This window comes from Hoeflea sp. YIM 152468, from assembly GCF_029210485.1.
GTDB lineage: Bacteria > Pseudomonadota > Alphaproteobacteria > Rhizobiales > Rhizobiaceae > Hoeflea.
Window position 1 is genome coordinate 197265 of the sequence record NZ_JARGET010000019.1, and the last position, 15173, is coordinate 212437.

Annotated in this window: 11 protein-coding genes; 6 read left to right on the forward strand and 5 right to left on the reverse strand. The window is 63.2% G+C overall.

From position 1 onward, the window contains the following. Positions 1-608: 608 nt before the first annotated feature. The gene (locus PZ897_RS10495; protein WP_275752222.1) at positions 609-2711 is read right to left on the reverse strand and encodes a methyl-accepting chemotaxis protein; all 2103 of its coding nucleotides are present in this window, start codon (positions 2709-2711) and stop codon (positions 609-611) included. Between the two features lie 202 nt (positions 2712-2913). On the opposite strand from PZ897_RS10495, the gene PZ897_RS10500 reads away from it, so the two are divergent. Then, positions 2914-3156 (forward strand): hypothetical protein, encoded by a 243-nt coding sequence (locus PZ897_RS10500; RefSeq protein WP_275752223.1) that lies wholly within the window; start codon positions 2914-2916, stop codon positions 3154-3156. Between the two features lie 109 nt (positions 3157-3265). On the opposite strand, the gene PZ897_RS10505 is transcribed toward PZ897_RS10500, so the two are convergent. Both PZ897_RS10505 and PZ897_RS10510 read right to left on the reverse strand, forming a co-directional pair. Next, a complete protein-coding gene (locus PZ897_RS10505; protein WP_275752224.1) occupies positions 3266-4024 on the reverse strand; it encodes a crotonase/enoyl-CoA hydratase family protein in 759 nt (252 codons plus the stop codon). 47 nt (positions 4025-4071) lie between these two features. Next, a complete protein-coding gene (locus PZ897_RS10510) occupies positions 4072-5853 on the reverse strand; it encodes an acyl-CoA dehydrogenase (RefSeq protein ID WP_275752225.1) in 1782 nt (593 codons plus the stop codon). A gap of 379 nt (positions 5854-6232) precedes the next feature. Here PZ897_RS10510 and PZ897_RS10515 point away from each other — a divergent pair, with 379 nt between their 5' ends. The 3 genes from PZ897_RS10515 to PZ897_RS10525 all read left to right on the forward strand — a co-directional run bounded on the left by PZ897_RS10515 (position 6233) and on the right by PZ897_RS10525 (position 9475). Then, complete coding sequence (locus PZ897_RS10515; RefSeq protein WP_275752226.1) at positions 6233-7207, forward strand: L-threonylcarbamoyladenylate synthase; 975 nt, start codon at positions 6233-6235, stop codon at positions 7205-7207. An 83-nt stretch (positions 7208-7290) separates the two neighbouring features. After that, the gene (locus PZ897_RS10520; protein WP_275752227.1) at positions 7291-8724 is read left to right on the forward strand and encodes an FAD-binding oxidoreductase; all 1434 of its coding nucleotides are present in this window, start codon (positions 7291-7293) and stop codon (positions 8722-8724) included. 184 nt (positions 8725-8908) lie between these two features. Beyond that, a complete protein-coding gene (locus PZ897_RS10525) occupies positions 8909-9475 on the forward strand; it encodes a DUF6101 family protein (RefSeq protein WP_275752228.1) in 567 nt (188 codons plus the stop codon). 60 nt (positions 9476-9535) lie between these two features. Here PZ897_RS10525 and ubiA read toward each other — a convergent pair whose 3' ends face one another. Beyond that, complete coding sequence (ubiA, locus tag PZ897_RS10530) at positions 9536-10510, reverse strand: 4-hydroxybenzoate octaprenyltransferase (RefSeq protein ID WP_275752229.1); 975 nt, start codon at positions 10508-10510, stop codon at positions 9536-9538. Positions 10511-10689: 179 nt separating this feature from the next. Between ubiA and purD the strand changes: the two genes are divergently transcribed. Beyond that, the gene (purD, locus tag PZ897_RS10535) at positions 10690-11967 is read left to right on the forward strand and encodes a phosphoribosylamine--glycine ligase (RefSeq protein ID WP_275752242.1); all 1278 of its coding nucleotides are present in this window, start codon (positions 10690-10692) and stop codon (positions 11965-11967) included. A gap of 97 nt (positions 11968-12064) precedes the next feature. After that, complete coding sequence (locus PZ897_RS10540) at positions 12065-12589, forward strand: plant virulence effector HPE1-like domain-containing protein (protein ID WP_275752230.1); 525 nt, start codon at positions 12065-12067, stop codon at positions 12587-12589. Between the two features lie 219 nt (positions 12590-12808). Here PZ897_RS10540 and glyS read toward each other — a convergent pair whose 3' ends face one another. Beyond that, positions 12809-15148 (reverse strand): glycine--tRNA ligase subunit beta, encoded by a 2340-nt coding sequence (gene glyS, locus PZ897_RS10545; protein WP_275752243.1) that lies wholly within the window; start codon positions 15146-15148, stop codon positions 12809-12811. Positions 15149-15173: the final 25 nt, after the last annotated feature.

The window sequence follows — 15173 nt, forward strand, 5'->3', positions numbered from 1 at the left end:
ACCCGTCAGGCGCGGCAGGGATGAATCGGGCCGGCGTTTGCGGTGACGCCGCTTGCTTCGGCCGGGCAGCCGGCCCGGACAGAAATGCGGTTCAAACGCCGCCGGAGGCCACCCAAACGGGCGGCAGCCGGTTCCGGTCATTCGCGCGAAAAACCCTTGCCGCAATCCACCGCGATCCGGCAGGCCCCCGCGCTGACCGGGGATGTCGCTTCGCAAGCTTCTGGCCCGCAGATACGGCCCCCGCGCGCCAGAACTCACCGCCTTCCGCTGGCCAGAACTCCGTATACTCCGGCCATCCGTTGGAACGGAAGGTCGGACGAGTATCGCACGGGGCGAAAGAGTGGGGAAAAATGCGGAGAATTTTTTTGTGGGAGGGTGCGAGTGACGCGGCGGCGGGATGACATCCGGCATGGCCGGCCACAAGATCCTGCCGGTGATGTCGATCCCCTCTCCTGGCCAACCCAAGTCGAAATGGTGACGCTTGGGAGCGGCTGAATCAATAGAGGGTTTCTGACTTGCTCGATTGAGGTCCCGACTGACGTCGGGTCCAAACACAAATGCCAGCGATGTCCGCTGGCATTTGCATTGTCATGAGTCCGGGTTTCCGTTCAGGCGGCCCGGCGAGAAGTGCTCCGGACCGGGTTGGCATGCTTGGACGCAGCCTCGTCAATCACGAAGCGTGACAGCAGTTCGTTGAGCGCTGCTGCTTCCGCCGCCAATCCGTGGCTTGCTGCCGTCTGCTCCTCAACCATGGCTGCATTTTGCTGTGTGCCCTGATCCATGGTGTTGACGGCCATGTTGATTTCCTGAAGGCCGGTCGATTGTTCGCGCGCCGCAGTCACAATGGCGTTGACGTGGCCATTGATGTCCTGGACTTCCCTGACAATCACCTCAAGCGCTCCGCCGGTCTCGTTGACCAAGGCGACCCCGCCACGAACCTGCTCTCCAGAGGCGGTAATGAGCGTCTTGATCTCCTTGGCGGCGTTGGCCGAGCGCTGGGCGAGTTCACGCACTTCCTGGGCGACGACGGCGAAGCCTCTGCCGGCGTCACCCGCGCGCGCCGCTTCGACACCGGCATTGAGCGCCAGAAGATTGGTCTGGAACGCAATGTCATCGATCACACCGATGATGTTGGAGATCTCGCCAGACGACTTCTCGATGTCCTGCATCGCCTGGACTGCCTTGTTGACGATTTCGCCGGACTTCTCTGCACCGCTGCGGGTGCGAGCCACCAATGAGCCGACTTCCTCGGCGCGGCGGGCGGAGTCTTTCACCGTCGTGGTGATTTCCTCGAGTGCAGCCGCCGTTTGCTCAACCGAAGCGGCCTGCTGCTCCGTGCGATGCGCAAGATTGTCTGCAGCGGTGCGGATCTCGCTGGCGCCGGCATTGATGGCAGTTGCGTTCTGGCCAACCGAGGCCATCGCCGCGTTGAGCTTGGTCACGGATTCGTTGAAGTCGATCCGCAACCGGTCGAGATCGCCCTCGAAAGGTGTGTCGATGCGATGCACCAGATCGCCATTGGAGAGGCGGCCGAGACCATCCGCCAGAACGGCCACGATCTGCTGAAGCTCTTCGGCTTCACGCTGCTTTGCCGCCTCGCGCTGATGGCGTTCGCGTTCCGATAGTGTGCGGTTTTCATCGGCCTGTTCTTCCAGACGGCGGCGTTCGAGAGCATTTTCCTTGAACACGTCGACGGCAGCGGCCATGTCGCCGATTTCATCCTTGCGATCCTTGCCGGGGATCTCCGACTGCAGGTCACCTGATGCCAGTTTGCCCATGACACGCGTCATCTCGGAAACCGGACGAACCACCATGCGCGACAGCAGGCTTGCAAGCACGGCGGTCATCAGGATGACGGCAATGATGGTGGCGAAGATCGCAGCCACCTGAAACCTGCCGACACTGGCGAAAGCCAGGTCGCGATCGACCACGACGCCCAGGTGCCAATTGACCGATTTCAGACCGGTGAGCGGAATGAAGCTGACCAGCACATCCGCGTCTGCAAAATTCGTCCGGCTGATGGCTGGTTCGAGCGCAGGCACGGAATCGGGAAAGGCTTCCGACAGCGTCTTGGAAACAAGGGCCTGATCCGGGTGAACGAGAATGGTTCCGGTGCTGTTGACCAGGAATGCCGATCCCTTGCCACCGATGTCGACCGAACCGATCATCGCCACCAGTGACTTCAGCGAGAAATCACTGCCGGCGACACCAAAAAGCTTGCCGTCACGCATGATCGGAGCGGCAGAGCTGATGATCAGGTCGTTGGTAGACGCGTCTGCATAGGGCTCCGTCAGCACCGCCGTGCCCGCTGTCACGGCATCCTTGTACCAGGGCCGCGTACGGGGATCGTAGCCGGCGGGCAAATCAAGAACCGGCCATGTGGTGAAGGTTCCGGCTTCATCGCCGACATAGGTGGTAATGAATTCGCGGGTCAGAACCCCGTTCTGCAGTGCCGTGCGAATGCCGTCATTGTCGGCCGCCCGGCCTGCGGCATCGGCGGCCATTTCGGTCAACGCGATCCGCGCATTCATCCAGTTGGCTATGCTTTGTGCCGCTTGCGCGCCGGTCGAAGAAATCTCCTCTTCCACCGCCCGGCTGGCGGTGCCGCGCTGCAAGACATCAATGTAAAGCGAAAAGCCGGTAAAGGCTGCAAGCACCACAAGCGATGCCACCAGCAAAATGCGCGTCATCAGATTGAAACGTCGAGTCACGGCAAATCCTTTTACCTATTGGGTCACGACGCAACACTGCCATTTGCGGCCACTGTTTCGCTGCACGCGGCTACATCGGGACGAAGCTTAGAAAGACACATCGAGTTTTCGGGCGGTGGCCATTCTGGAACCGCTGACGGACCCAAGAGGATACGCTGCTACTCTTGCTCTTGCTTAGAGATGGATCATTAAGAGTAAATGAATGTATCGCCCGCTGTTTTTCGCGCAGATGTCCGGCGTGAGCCAGGAAAGCGCAAAGACGGCGTCGTCGGACTCCTTGAAGAACAATCCTCGTGCCATCTGCTGCGCCATGCCTGGCACGGAAATACTCGAAAGCCGCATCCAGGTCTTTTCGATCGGGACAGGTGCATTGCTGCTCCAGCACAACGCCCGGCAGGCATCCGGCCTGGTGGCACGGCTCGTCTTGCCCAAAGGCCGCGGATGACGAGACGAAAACCGGTCGATGCGGGGAACAGCGATCCCCTCCCCGCCTCAGCCCGGATCAGGTCCGGCATGACGGAGGGGTTTGAACCGCCCGGGCGCGGCTCAGCCGCCTATTTCTTGCGCGCCATGAAGGCCTGGAAGGCGGCCAGCGCCTCCGCACTCTTGAGCTGGCTGGTAAACAGGTCCGCCTCTTGCCGCATGCGGGCCATCACCGGCTCCGGGTCGGGCTTGACCAGGCGGCGGGAGATGGCCAGCGCCTGCGGCGGCTTTTGTGCCAGGTTTTCGGCGGCGGCAAACACGGCAGGCTCGAGTTGATCGGCGCTGACGGTCTTGTAGATCAGGCCGGCGCGCTCGGCCTCTTCGCCCGAAAACGGAATCCCGGCGGCAAGCAGCGCAAAGGCTTTCTGGTGGCCCATGGCGGCCGGCGCCAGCAGGCTGGAACCGGCTTCAGGCACCAGCGCCAGATCGACAAAGGGCGTGTGAAAGCGTGACTCCGGCGTGGCAAAGGTCAGGTCGCAATGCATGTGAATGGTGGTGCCGACGCCGATCGCCAGCCCGTCAACGCCGGAGATGAGCGGCTTTTTGAGCGTTGCCAGACAGGCGAGAAAATCGAGCACTTCGGTGCCCATCGAACCGCCCATGGCCACCGCCATGAAATCCTGCATGTCGTTGCCGGAGGTAAACGCGCCGGGGGTGCCGAGCATCACGTGCACCCGCAGGCTCTCATCGCGGTCGCCCTCGATCAGGGCTTTCGCCATGGTCGCATACATCGCCCGGGTGATGGCGTTTTTCTTGTCAGGCCGGTTGAAGCGGATGACGTTGATGGCGCCGGTGTCCCCGGTGCGCTCGATCAGAATGTGGTCGGTCATGGATGTCCCCTTGACGGCAGAACCGGGTTGAGCCGGTTGCAAAATAATCAGGCAAGTGCGGCGGACGCATCGGCAAGGCTGTCCGCCCCGGCGGTGGCGCTGGCGGCCAGCCCGCTGGTTTCCGGCGCGAGATTGGTGGCGGCAAAGCGGGCAAGCGCCGCCCGGCCCGCAGCTTCCGGCGCATCGGGATCCGCCAAGGCGCCGCGCACCAGCATGGCGGTGGTGGCGGTGAGGCCAAACAGCCGCAAATAGGGCGTGGCGCCGCTGAGCGCGTCGGTCTGGCGCCCTTCCGATGTGGCCGCCTGCAGATAAGCGGTGGCAGCCTCAAGATCGGCAATGGCCTGATCGAGATGATCGGCAACGCCGTCGAGCGCGGGCGAATTGGAGGCGCGCGCGGCTTCGGCATCGGCCTTGAAATCGGCGATGAAAGCGGCAACGATTGCGCCGCCCGACAGCGGCAGCTTGCGCATCACCAGATCAATTGCCTGAATGCCGTTGGTGCCCTCATAGATCGGCGCAATGCGGGCATCGCGCAGCAGCCGTGCGGCCCCGGTTTCCTCGATGAACCCCATGCCGCCATGCACCTGGACGCCGAGCGAGGCGACCTCCATGCCGATATCGGTGGCAAACGCCTTGGCGATCGGGGTAATCAGGCTGGCGCGCTCCGACCAGGCCCTGGCCTCGTCGCCGTCACTGACGCGGGCCATGTCGAGTGCTTCGGCGCAGGAATAGCAGATGGCGCGGGCGCCCTGGGTCAGGGCCTTCATGGTCATCAGCATGCGGGCGACATCGGGGTGCCCGATGATCGGGCTCATGCCCTCGCCGGTGTATCCCGGCGCGCGGCCCTGGGTGCGCTCCTTGGCATAGGCCAGCGCCTTCTGATAGGCGGCTTCGGCAACTGCGACGCCCTGCATGCCGACGGCAAGACGGGCGTTGTTCATCATCGTGAACATGCAGGCAAGGCCCTTGTTTTCCTCACCGACCAGCCAGCCGATGGCGCCAGGCGTCTCGCCATATTTGCCGTCGCCGTAAATCATGGTGCAGGTGGGCGATGCGTGGATGCCGAGCTTGTGCTCGAGCCCGGCGCAGATCACATCGTTGCGCCCGCCGAGCGTGCCGTCATCAGCAACGAAGAATTTGGGCACCAGAAACAACGAAATGCCGCGGGTGCCCGCCGGCGCATCGGGCAGCCGCGCCAGCACCAGATGAATGATGTTGTCGGTGAAATCATGTTCGCCATAGGTGATGAAGATCTTCTGGCCAAAAATCCGGTAGCTGCCGTCGCCGACCGGTTCGGCGCGGGCTTTCAGCGCATTGAGGTCGGAGCCCGCCTGCGGCTCGGTCAGGTTCATCGTCCCCATCCACTCGCCGGTCACCAGCTTTTCAAGATATTTTGCCTTGAGATCATCGGAAGCGTGCTTGTCGACCGCCTCGACAGCGCCCATGGTCAGCGTCGGGCCAACGCCAAAGGCCAGCGATCCGGAGTTCCACATTTCAAGCGCTGCCACCGACAAAAGCATCGGCAGGCCCTGGCCGCCATACGCCTCGGGCCCGGTCAGACCGTTCCAGCCGCCGGCAATCCAGTTCTGGTACATCTCTTTCCAGCCCGGCGGCGTCGTCACCGCACCATCTTCAAGCACCGCGCCGTGGCTGTCGCCGATCTCATTGAGCGGCGCGATCTCGTCGGAAGCAAACCGCCCGGCTTCGGCCAGGATGGCGTCGACAAGATCCTCGCCGAGGTCTCCAAACCGTCCCGCCTCGAGCGCCTTGCGCATTCCGGCGACAGATTTGAGTGTGAAAGCGATTTCCTCTACCGGCGCACGATACATGTGATCTCCTCGCTGCTGCCCACCTGCTCCGGAGGCGGGATCTGGACCGCGCTCATGGCTAAGTGATTTTTACGTAAACGTCAATTTCCCAGATGGGGCATGAGCTGCGACTTGAAAGAGTTTGCGACGCTGTGGCAGCGGAAGGCAAGCCCTGTTCGCACCGCCACGACCCCAGCGCCACTGCGGGGTTGCGTGATCGGGGACTGGTGCGACAAGGCGTGAAAGGCTTCCCCACCAACCCGGCCTCATCCGGCAGCCCGGTTTTTTCCGGCCCCACCCACGAGATGAAAATGCGGCGATCGCACATTCCACTGCAGGCCGGTTGATTGCGTCAACGCGGGCCGCCTGATAGAGCGGGCGCTGACAGACTGGATTGGCCATGGCGCAGATACTTCCGATTTCCGACCCCGACACGCTTGCATGGGCAACCGACGTGTTGCGGCGCGGCGACGTTGTCGCCCTGCCGACGGAAACCGTCTATGGCCTGGCTGCCGACGCCACCAATCCTCAGGCGATTGCGGCAATATATGAAGCCAAAGCACGTCCGAGCTTCAACCCGCTGATCGCGCATGTTTCAGATATGGAAATGGCAAAGGCGCATGTCTCTTTCTCGCCCCTGGCCGAACGGCTGGCCGACGCGTTCTGGCCGGGTGCGCTGACCTTGGTCTTGCCGCTGAGCGACACCACCGGGATCCATTCGCTGGCAACGGCGGGGCTTGCCACCGCAGCCATCCGCATGCCTGAAGGTTTTGCGCGTGAGCTGATTGCCGCGTTCGGCCAACCGCTGGCCGCCCCCAGCGCCAACCGGTCAGGCCGGGTCAGCCCGACATCTGCGCGGCACGTCGCGGACGATCTTGGCGACCGCATCAGCCTCATCCTCGATGGCGGACGCTGCCGGATCGGCGTCGAATCCACCATTCTGGCCGTCGAAGGCGAGCGCTTGCGGCTTCTCCGGCCCGGCGGGGTTCCGGCCGAGGAGATCGAAGACATGATCGGGCGTGCGGTCGACCGGCCGGCAGCGGTGAGCGATGGTGGCGCGGTGATCGCGCCAGGCATGCTGGCCTCGCACTATGCGCCATCCGCGCCCGTGCGGTTGAACGCATCCGAGGCCAGGCCGGGCGAAGCGCTGATCCGTTTCGGCGGATTGCCCTTGCGCGGCGCGGATCAGGCTGCCGCGATCATGGATTTGTCAGCGTCGGGCGATTTGCGGGAAGCCGCCGCCAATCTGTTCGACATGCTCAAGCAGGCCGACGCCACGGGAGCGACCGGAATCGCGGTGGCGCCGGTCCCGCGCCACGGGCTTGGCGAAGCCATCAATGACCGCCTGAGCCGCGCCGCCGCACCCCGGGATTAAGACGCCGCACGCGCGCCACAGCGGGCACTCCGGCGGCGGCAGCGCTCTCGACTTGTGGCCAGCGCAAAGGTAAAGGCTTGGGCATGCCCATACCCTTGACCGACCCTTCGCTGATCGACCGCTTTGCCGCCATCACCGGTGCGCAGAACGCCTTGACCTCACCGTCAGACATCGCGCCGCATCTCATCGAGTTGCGCGGGCTTTACCAAGGCGAGAGCCCGCTGGTGTTGCGCCCGGTGGATACCGCTGAGGTGGCGGCCATCCTGCGGCTGGCTCATGACAGCAACACCGCTGTGGTGCCGCAGGGCGGCAATACCGGACTGGTCGGCGGTCAGTCGCCGCGCTCCGGCAAGGGCGAGATCGTGCTGTCGCTGGCGCGCATGAACTCCATCCGTTCGCTCGATCCTGTCGGTCAGACCATGGTGGCCGAGGCGGGCGTGGTGCTGCAGCAGGCACAGCAGGCGGCAAGCGAGGCCGGGCTGCTGTTCCCGCTGTCGCTGGGCTCGGAAGGGTCCTGCCAGATCGGCGGCAATCTCTCCTCCAACGCCGGCGGCACGGCGGTGCTTGCCTATGGCAACATGCGCCAACTGTGCCTCGGAATCGAAGCCGTGCTGCCCGATGGCGAAATCTGGCACGGCTTGCGGGCCCTGAAGAAAGACAACACCGGCTATGATCTGCGCGACCTGTTCATCGGCGCCGAAGGCACGCTGGGTGTGATTACAGCGGCGGTGCTGAAACTGTTTCCGGCCCCACGCGGCCACGAGACCATCTATGCCGGCATCGATGATCCCGACACCGCACTCAAGCTGTTCCGGCTGGCGCAGGATTATTGCGGCCCGTCGCTCACCGGCTTTGAACTGATGCCGCGCATCGGCATCGAATTCACCACCCGCCATGTCGAGGGGGTGCGCGATCCGCTCACCGAGCCGCATCCCTGGTACGTGCTGATCGACATTTCCTCGGGCCAGTCGCAGGAGGCCGCCCGCGCCATGCTCGAAGGCCTGTTTGTCGCCGCCGATGAACAGGGGCTGATCCGCGACGCGGTGGCGGCCGAGACCGAGGCCCAGCGCCAGGCGTTCTGGAAATTGCGGGAATCGATGTCCTGGGCGCAAAAGCCGGAAGGCGCGTCAATCAAGCATGACGTCTCGGTGCCGGTGGCACGGGTGCCGGAATTCCTGGCCCGTGCCGATCAGGCCGTGCTCAAGGCGATACCGGATGCACGGATCGTCGGCTTCGGTCACATGGGCGATGGCAACATCCACTACAACATCTCGCAAGCGCCAGGTGCGGACAGCCAGGCCTTCCTTGCGCGCTGGAAAGAAATGAACGAAATCGTTCATGCGATTGTCCTGAAACTGAACGGGTCGATTTCCGCCGAGCACGGCATCGGCCAGCTCAAGCGGGATGAACTGGCCAGCATCCGCTCGCCCGTGGAAATGGCGATGATGCACCGCATCAAGCAGGCGTTCGACCCCAAGGGCATCATGAATCCGGGCAAGGTGCTAGCCTTCCGGTAACCTTTCCAAATCGGAAATGGCACGGTGTTCTTTCGCTAACCATCTCCAAAACATAGATTTTCTTAACCCAAAACCTTAAGCCGACTGGAACGGGCTGTGGGTCATTTTGCTTCCTGTGAGAGGGCGAAAAGCCCCGGATGAGAAGACCGGATAACCGGCTCTCAAGAGTTACAGAGGCGAGTACATGACCAATACCGTATTGAAGCCCGTATGGGCTGGGTTCGAACTGCGGCTTGACCCAGACAACCTCCCGCAACGCGTATGCTATGCGGCACGCGACGACCGTGATGAAGTTTCGGTCACGCTCGACAGCCGCGGCGCCGTCGTCAGAAAGATGCTGACGAAATCCGGACTGCCCTTGTCGATTGCGCTTCCGGCCCGCGCCTTCAAGGGCGTGGCGGCACGGGCGATCGATCATGGCGACGGCACCGTGACGGTGACGCTGGAACTGCACCACACCGACATCGCCTTGTGCGTGCCGCTGCTGGTGGCCCATGATCTCGATGACATCGCCGCAGACTGGCGGTCCTGGTCGGAGCTTTACAGCCTGCCGATGCTGATGGTCGAAGCCGATGGCGTGGCCCGGCCGCTTGACGACGGATCAACCCATTCGCCCTCCGCCGCGCCCTCACGCCGGCGGCGGCACAACCAGATCGCCGAGCGCCGTCCGCGGTTTCTGGTGCGCCGCACGACCGGCAAACTTGGATGCCGCATGAAGATCGAAGGCCGCGAGATCATCGCGCGCCGCTAACACCAATTCGCCCGAGACTGAACCTCGACCCGGTTGCCAATGTTGGCAGCCGGGTTTTGTTCATGCCCAGACGGCGGCGATGAGGCCGAGAAAGACGATTAGGCCAACCCGGCTGTTGGCCTTGAACAAGGCCAGGCACTGGTCAGCGTCATCGATATCGATCACCCGGATCTGCCAGCCGAGCATGGCAACGGCGACAACAAGCCCGGCATAGGCCGGCCAGGTCACGCCGGTGAGCCAGAATGCGGCGAGCGCCATGGCGGCAAACACCCCGTAAAACAGAATGAGCCAGGCCTTGGTGTTGGGGCCGAACAGACGCGCGGTGGAGCGGACGCCGACAAGCGCGTCGTCCTCCTTGTCCTGATGGGCATAGATGGTGTCATAGCCGATGGTCCAGGCAATGGCGCCGATGTAAAGCAGCACCGGCGGCCAGGACAATTTGCCAAACACCGCCGCCCACCCCATCAGCGCACCCCAGGAAAAGGCCAGCCCGAGGAAGAATTGCGGCCAGTCGGTAAACCGCTTGGCGAAGGGGTAGATGACGACAACAGCTAGCGAGGCGATGCCGAGCAGGATTGTAAACCAGTTGAACTGATTGAGCACCAGAAGCCCGACCAGCGCCTGGACAGCGACGAAAGCCATCGCCGCAGGCCGGGAGATCCGGCGCGAGGGCAGCGGCCGCGAGCGGGTGCGCGCCACCTTGGCGTCGATCCGGTAATCGACAAGGTCGTTCCAGGTGCAGCCGGCTCCGCGCATGGCAATGGCGCCGGCCATGAACAGGAAAAGATGCCAAAGCATCAGCGTGGGCGACCAGACCGTGTCGATGTTGGCGGGCGAACTGGCGAGGTTGGCAGCCAGGGCCGCCGACCAGAAGCAGGGCCACATCAGCAATTGCCAGCCGATCGGCCGGTCCCAGCGGGCAAGCTGGGCATGCGGCCAGAGCCCGCGCGGCAGCACCCGGTACACCCAGTTGCCCGACGGCGCATCGGCGACCCGGGCATTGATTTCAGCTGATTTGTTCGACCTTCTGGACATAACAGGACTGTTGCCAGCAGCACCAGGTGCCGTCAAGTTGCAGCCTGTCAAAATAACACTCTGTGCATGGCTTTAGGCCGCGGCACCGCAACTGCCTTGACGCTGGGTCCGCTATTCCCTACCCCGGGGCGCAAGCGGGCGCGAGTCTGGCGCGCGACCAAAGATGGAGCTTTGCTATGATGAATGTGCTGCTGATCGGCTCAGGTGGCCGCGAACATGCGTTGGCCTGGAAAATCGCCCAATCCACCATGCTCGGCACGCTCCATGCAGCACCGGGCAATCCGGGCATTGCCGAATATGCGACAATCACCGCCCTGGACGTGGCCGATCATGACGCCGTGGTTGCCTTTTGCCGCGACACATCGATTGAGCTGGTGGTGATCGGGCCGGAAGCGCCGCTGGTGGCGGGGCTCGCCGATGCGCTCACGCAGGCAGGCATCCCGGTATTCGGACCCTCGGCGCAGGCAGCCCAGCTTGAAGGCTCGAAAGGCTTCACCAAGGATCTGTGCGCGCGCGAAAACATTCCCACCGGCGCCTATCAGCGGTTCAACAATGCGCCCAAGGCCAAGGCCTATGCACGGGCGCAGGGCGCACCGATCGTGATCAAGGCCGACGGGCTGGCAGCCGGCAAGGGCGTCACCGTGGCCATGACGCTGGAAGAGGCGCTGGCGGCAATCGAGGAGTGTTTCGAAGGTGCCTTCGGTGAAGCCGGGGCCGAAGTGGTGGTCGAGGAATTCCTGTCGGGCGAAGAAGCCAGCTTCTTCTGCCTGTGTGACGGCAAGACCGCCCTGCCCTTCGGCACGGCGCAGGATCACAAGCGGCTTGGCGACGGCGACACCGGCCCCAATACCGGCGGCATGGGCGCCTATTCGCCGGCGCCGGTGATGACGCCGGAGCTGATTGACCAGACCATGCGCGAGATCATCGAACCAACCATGCGCGGCATGGCGGCCATCGGCGCGCCGTTTTCCGGTGTGCTCTATGCCGGGCTGATGATCGACGAGACCGGTCCGCGCCTGATCGAGTACAATGTGCGGTTCGGCGATCCCGAATGCCAGGTGCTGATGCTGCGGCTCAAAGACGATGTGCTGGTGCTGCTCAAAGCCGCCGCAGAGGGGGAGCTGGCGCATGTCTCGGCGCGCTGGAAGGACGATGCGGCGCTCACCGTGGTGATGGCGGCGGAGGGATATCCCGCCACGCCGCGCAAGGGCACACCGATCTCGGGTCTGGACGCGGCGGAAGCCAATGGCGCCAAGGTGTTTCATGCCGGCACAGTGCTGGATGGCGATCAGCTCAAGGCCAATGGCGGTCGTGTGCTCAATGTCACGGCGCAGGGCGCGGATGTGACACAGGCGCAGGCAAAGGCCTATGAAGCGGTGGACGCGATCGACTGGGCGGGCGGATTTTGCCGCCGTGATATCGGCTGGCAGGCGGTGGCGCGGGAAGCCAAAAAATAACCGCACGTTAACCGCTTGCAAAAACCGGATCGTAACGCCCCGCTGCTAGAGTGCACTCACCAAAACCGGACTTTCCGGGAAGAAGGGAGTGAACACCATGCTCAGAACTATCCTTGCCGCCACGTTTTGTCTTGGCGCAGGCGCGGCGCAGGCATCCTCCATCGAGCCTTTCCAGCCGACTGCAAGTTCGCGCAGCAGCATGATCACGATCGGCTGCCCGGCTTGCGTCAGGGAAGCAGCCCAAAAGGCCAAGGCTGACACCGAGATCAAGCTCAAGCCCGGACAGATCATCGTCGAGGCGCGGGACGTGGACGGCGAGATGATGATCTACCGCACCGAAAACCTGCTCGGGGGATCACCCCGGACGATGGTGCGCAAGGCCCGCGAGGCCGATCTGATTGCGCTTGGCCTGGTCAACGACAAGGCCCATGACACCGCATCCGTGGAAGCCGCCACGGACAACGCGCCGGCGACGGCAGAAACGGCGGATCAGCCCAGGCTGTTCGAACCGGTGATTGCCACTACTGCGCCAGGTATCGACCAAGACACCAAGACCGGTGCGCTGGGCGAGCCGGTAAAAACGGCTTTCGATCCATCGAGTTTCGAGCTTCGGCTCAACTAAAGCGCGTCGCATCAAACCGGTTCCGGGTGACGCACTTTAGGCTCTTTGTTTATGCATGTCGTTGTCGCAAAACCGCTGCACACTTTTGCGCGACATGCATGAGCAGACCATACACCTTCTGCCGCGCAAGCCCGCGCAAGGGCCGACGCGATGGCACCCAGCCGGCACCCACCTCCAGGGGTAGCCGGCTTCGGGCGCTGGGACGCGCCCCCCGCGAGCCTATCCGGCAATGCGGGAGAAATCGGCAACCGCGCCGGTGGCCTGACGGATCAGGGCGAGCAATGCCAACCGGTTTGCACGCACCGATTGTTCTTCGGCATTTACCAGCACCGCCTCAAAAAATGAATCAACCGGTTCACGTAAAGTGGCAAGCGCGCTCATGGCCGCCGAATAATCTTCCGTTTCAATGGCTTGCGTTGCCTGACTGACAGATTGAGTCACCGCGGCAAACAGGTTTTTCTCTTCATCCTGTTCGAACAGGGCCGGATCAACCGTCTCGGCGACGGCGGTTCCCTTCTTCTCTTCGGCGGCCAGAATGTTGGCGGCGCGCTTGGCACCGGCCAGCAGGTTCCTGCCGTCCTCGGTGTCGAGGAACGCACCCAGCGCCTCGACACGGCGGGTGATGTCCAGGAGGTCATCGGAGGCCGGCGTGATCACCGCATCGATGAGATCATGGCGCGCACCCTGATCGCGGAGATAGACTTTCAGGCGGTCTTGGAAGAAGGACAGGAGGTTAGAAAGGTCTTCGATTTCGCCTGCGGTGGGAGATTGATCAGTTTCCAATTTCTCGACAAGCTGACGTCGTGCCTCATCAACTGAAGGACCCATATCTTCCCACTCCCCACTGGGGGAATCCTTTCTTAGAATACTGACACCCATGACGATGGGATCCATTGCAGCGAAATGGTCAAGGAGCACTCGGCGGATGGCTGGTTCCAATCTGCTGTTCATCCTAATCCTGAGTCCATTCTCCACCAGACTCCGGATCACACCCAGTGCTGCACGCCTGAGCGCATAGGGATCTTTCGAGCCTGTCGGCTTTTCGTCGATGGCCCAGAAGCCGACCAGCGTGTCGAGCTTGTCGGCCAGCGCCACGGCGATCGACACCGGATCGGTCGGCACTTCGTCGGATGGGCCTTGCGGCTTGTAGTGCTCTTCGAGCGCGGCGGCGACGCGCGCATCCTCGCCCTGAAGACCGGCATAGATGCGGCCCATCACGCCTTGCAGTTCGGGGAACTCGCCGACCACTTCGGTGGTCAGATCGGCCTTGGCGAGCATCGCTGCGCGGGTGGCGAGTTTCGGGTCGGCGCCAACGATGGGCGCCAGTTCCGCGGCCAGCTTGGCGATGCGCTCAACACGCTCGCCTTGCGTGCCGAGCTTGGCGTGAAAGGTGACGCCGAGCTGATCCAGCCGCGCCATGCGCTGGTCGAGCGGCTTGGCCATGTCGAGACCGAGCTTTTCGGCTGACGCCGTGAGCTTGTCACGGTCGGGCAGATCGGCCTGGTCGGTATTCCAGAAATAGAGTGCGTCGGAGAGGCGGGCGCGGACCACCTTGCCGTTGCCGTAAGCCACCTTGGCGCCGCCGTCGCTGGCTTCGATGTTGGAGACCAGAATGAACTTGTTCGACAGCTTGCCGCCGGGCTGCCGGAGCACGAAGCATTTCTGGTTGGTCTTGATGGTCAGCCGGGTGATGTCGTCGGGGATTGCCAGGAAATCCTCCTCGAATTCGCCCATCAGCACCACCGGCCATTCAACCAGGCCCGCGACCTCGTCCAGCAGCGCCTCGTCCTCGACCAGTTCGAGCCCGGAGGCAAAAGCCAGATTGCGGGCGTCCGACAGGATCATCTCCTTGCGCCGTTCGGCGTCGAGCACCACTCTGGCCCGTTCGAGCTTGCCGGAATAATCCTCGAAGCGGCGCACGGTGAACGGATCAGGCGCGTGGAACCTGTGGCCCGAGGTGGTGTTGCCGGCAACCAGCCCATCGATCTCGAAAGCGATAACGGTCGGATCCTCGGTCTCGGGACCGAAGGTGCAGATGATCGACTGCAGCGGGCGCACCCATTTCAGCGCTTCCGGGCCCTTGCCGGCAATGCCGTGGCAGGTCACCCCCTTGGGCATCGAAGCCGCTCCCCAGCGCATCGATTTGGGCCAGGAGAAACCGCGAATGATGCCGGGCATCACGCTGGCGATGATCTCTTCGGCGGCGCGTCCGGGCCTGGAGATATGGGCGACATAGAAATCGCCCTTTTTCGGATCGGTGTGCACATGCGCTTCGGACATATCGGCAAGACCGGCCTTGCGCATGAAGCCGGCCAGCGCCTGGTCGGGCGCCTTGGTCGACGGGCCCTTGATCTCCTCGCGCACATCTTTGGAGCGCGCCGTCAGGCCACGGACATCAAGCGTCAAACGCCGCGGGGTCCAGTATTCGCGCGCTGCCTCATAGGTCAGGCCGGCATCGACCAAGGCGTCGGTGACAGCCTTGCGCAGATCGCCCGCAGCCTTGCGCTGCATGCGGGCTGGTATCTCTTCGGAGCGGAGCTCAAGCAACAGGTCGGGCATCAGGTCAACTCCACAAAGGTGCTGC

Bases quoted from the DNA above. Each gene is read 5' to 3' on its own strand.
- PZ897_RS10540 (WP_275752230.1), top strand. From the start codon at position 12,065: ATGCTCAGAACTATCCTTGCCGCCACGTTTTGTCTTGGCGCAGGCGCG.
- PZ897_RS10505 (WP_275752224.1), bottom strand. From the start codon at position 4,024: ATGACCGACCACATTCTGATCGAGCGCACCGGGGACACCGGCGCCATC.
- PZ897_RS10515 (WP_275752226.1), top strand. From the start codon at position 6,233: ATGGCGCAGATACTTCCGATTTCCGACCCCGACACGCTTGCATGGGCA.
- ubiA (WP_275752229.1), bottom strand. From the start codon at position 10,510: ATGTCCAGAAGGTCGAACAAATCAGCTGAAATCAATGCCCGGGTCGCC.
- purD (WP_275752242.1), top strand. From the start codon at position 10,690: ATGAATGTGCTGCTGATCGGCTCAGGTGGCCGCGAACATGCGTTGGCC.
- PZ897_RS10500 (WP_275752223.1), top strand. From the start codon at position 2,914: ATGTATCGCCCGCTGTTTTTCGCGCAGATGTCCGGCGTGAGCCAGGAA.
- PZ897_RS10510 (WP_275752225.1), bottom strand. From the start codon at position 5,853: ATGTATCGTGCGCCGGTAGAGGAAATCGCTTTCACACTCAAATCTGTC.
- glyS (WP_275752243.1), bottom strand. From the start codon at position 15,148: ATGCCCGACCTGTTGCTTGAGCTCCGCTCCGAAGAGATACCAGCCCGC.
- PZ897_RS10520 (WP_275752227.1), top strand. From the start codon at position 7,291: ATGCCCATACCCTTGACCGACCCTTCGCTGATCGACCGCTTTGCCGCC.
- PZ897_RS10525 (WP_275752228.1), top strand. From the start codon at position 8,909: ATGACCAATACCGTATTGAAGCCCGTATGGGCTGGGTTCGAACTGCGG.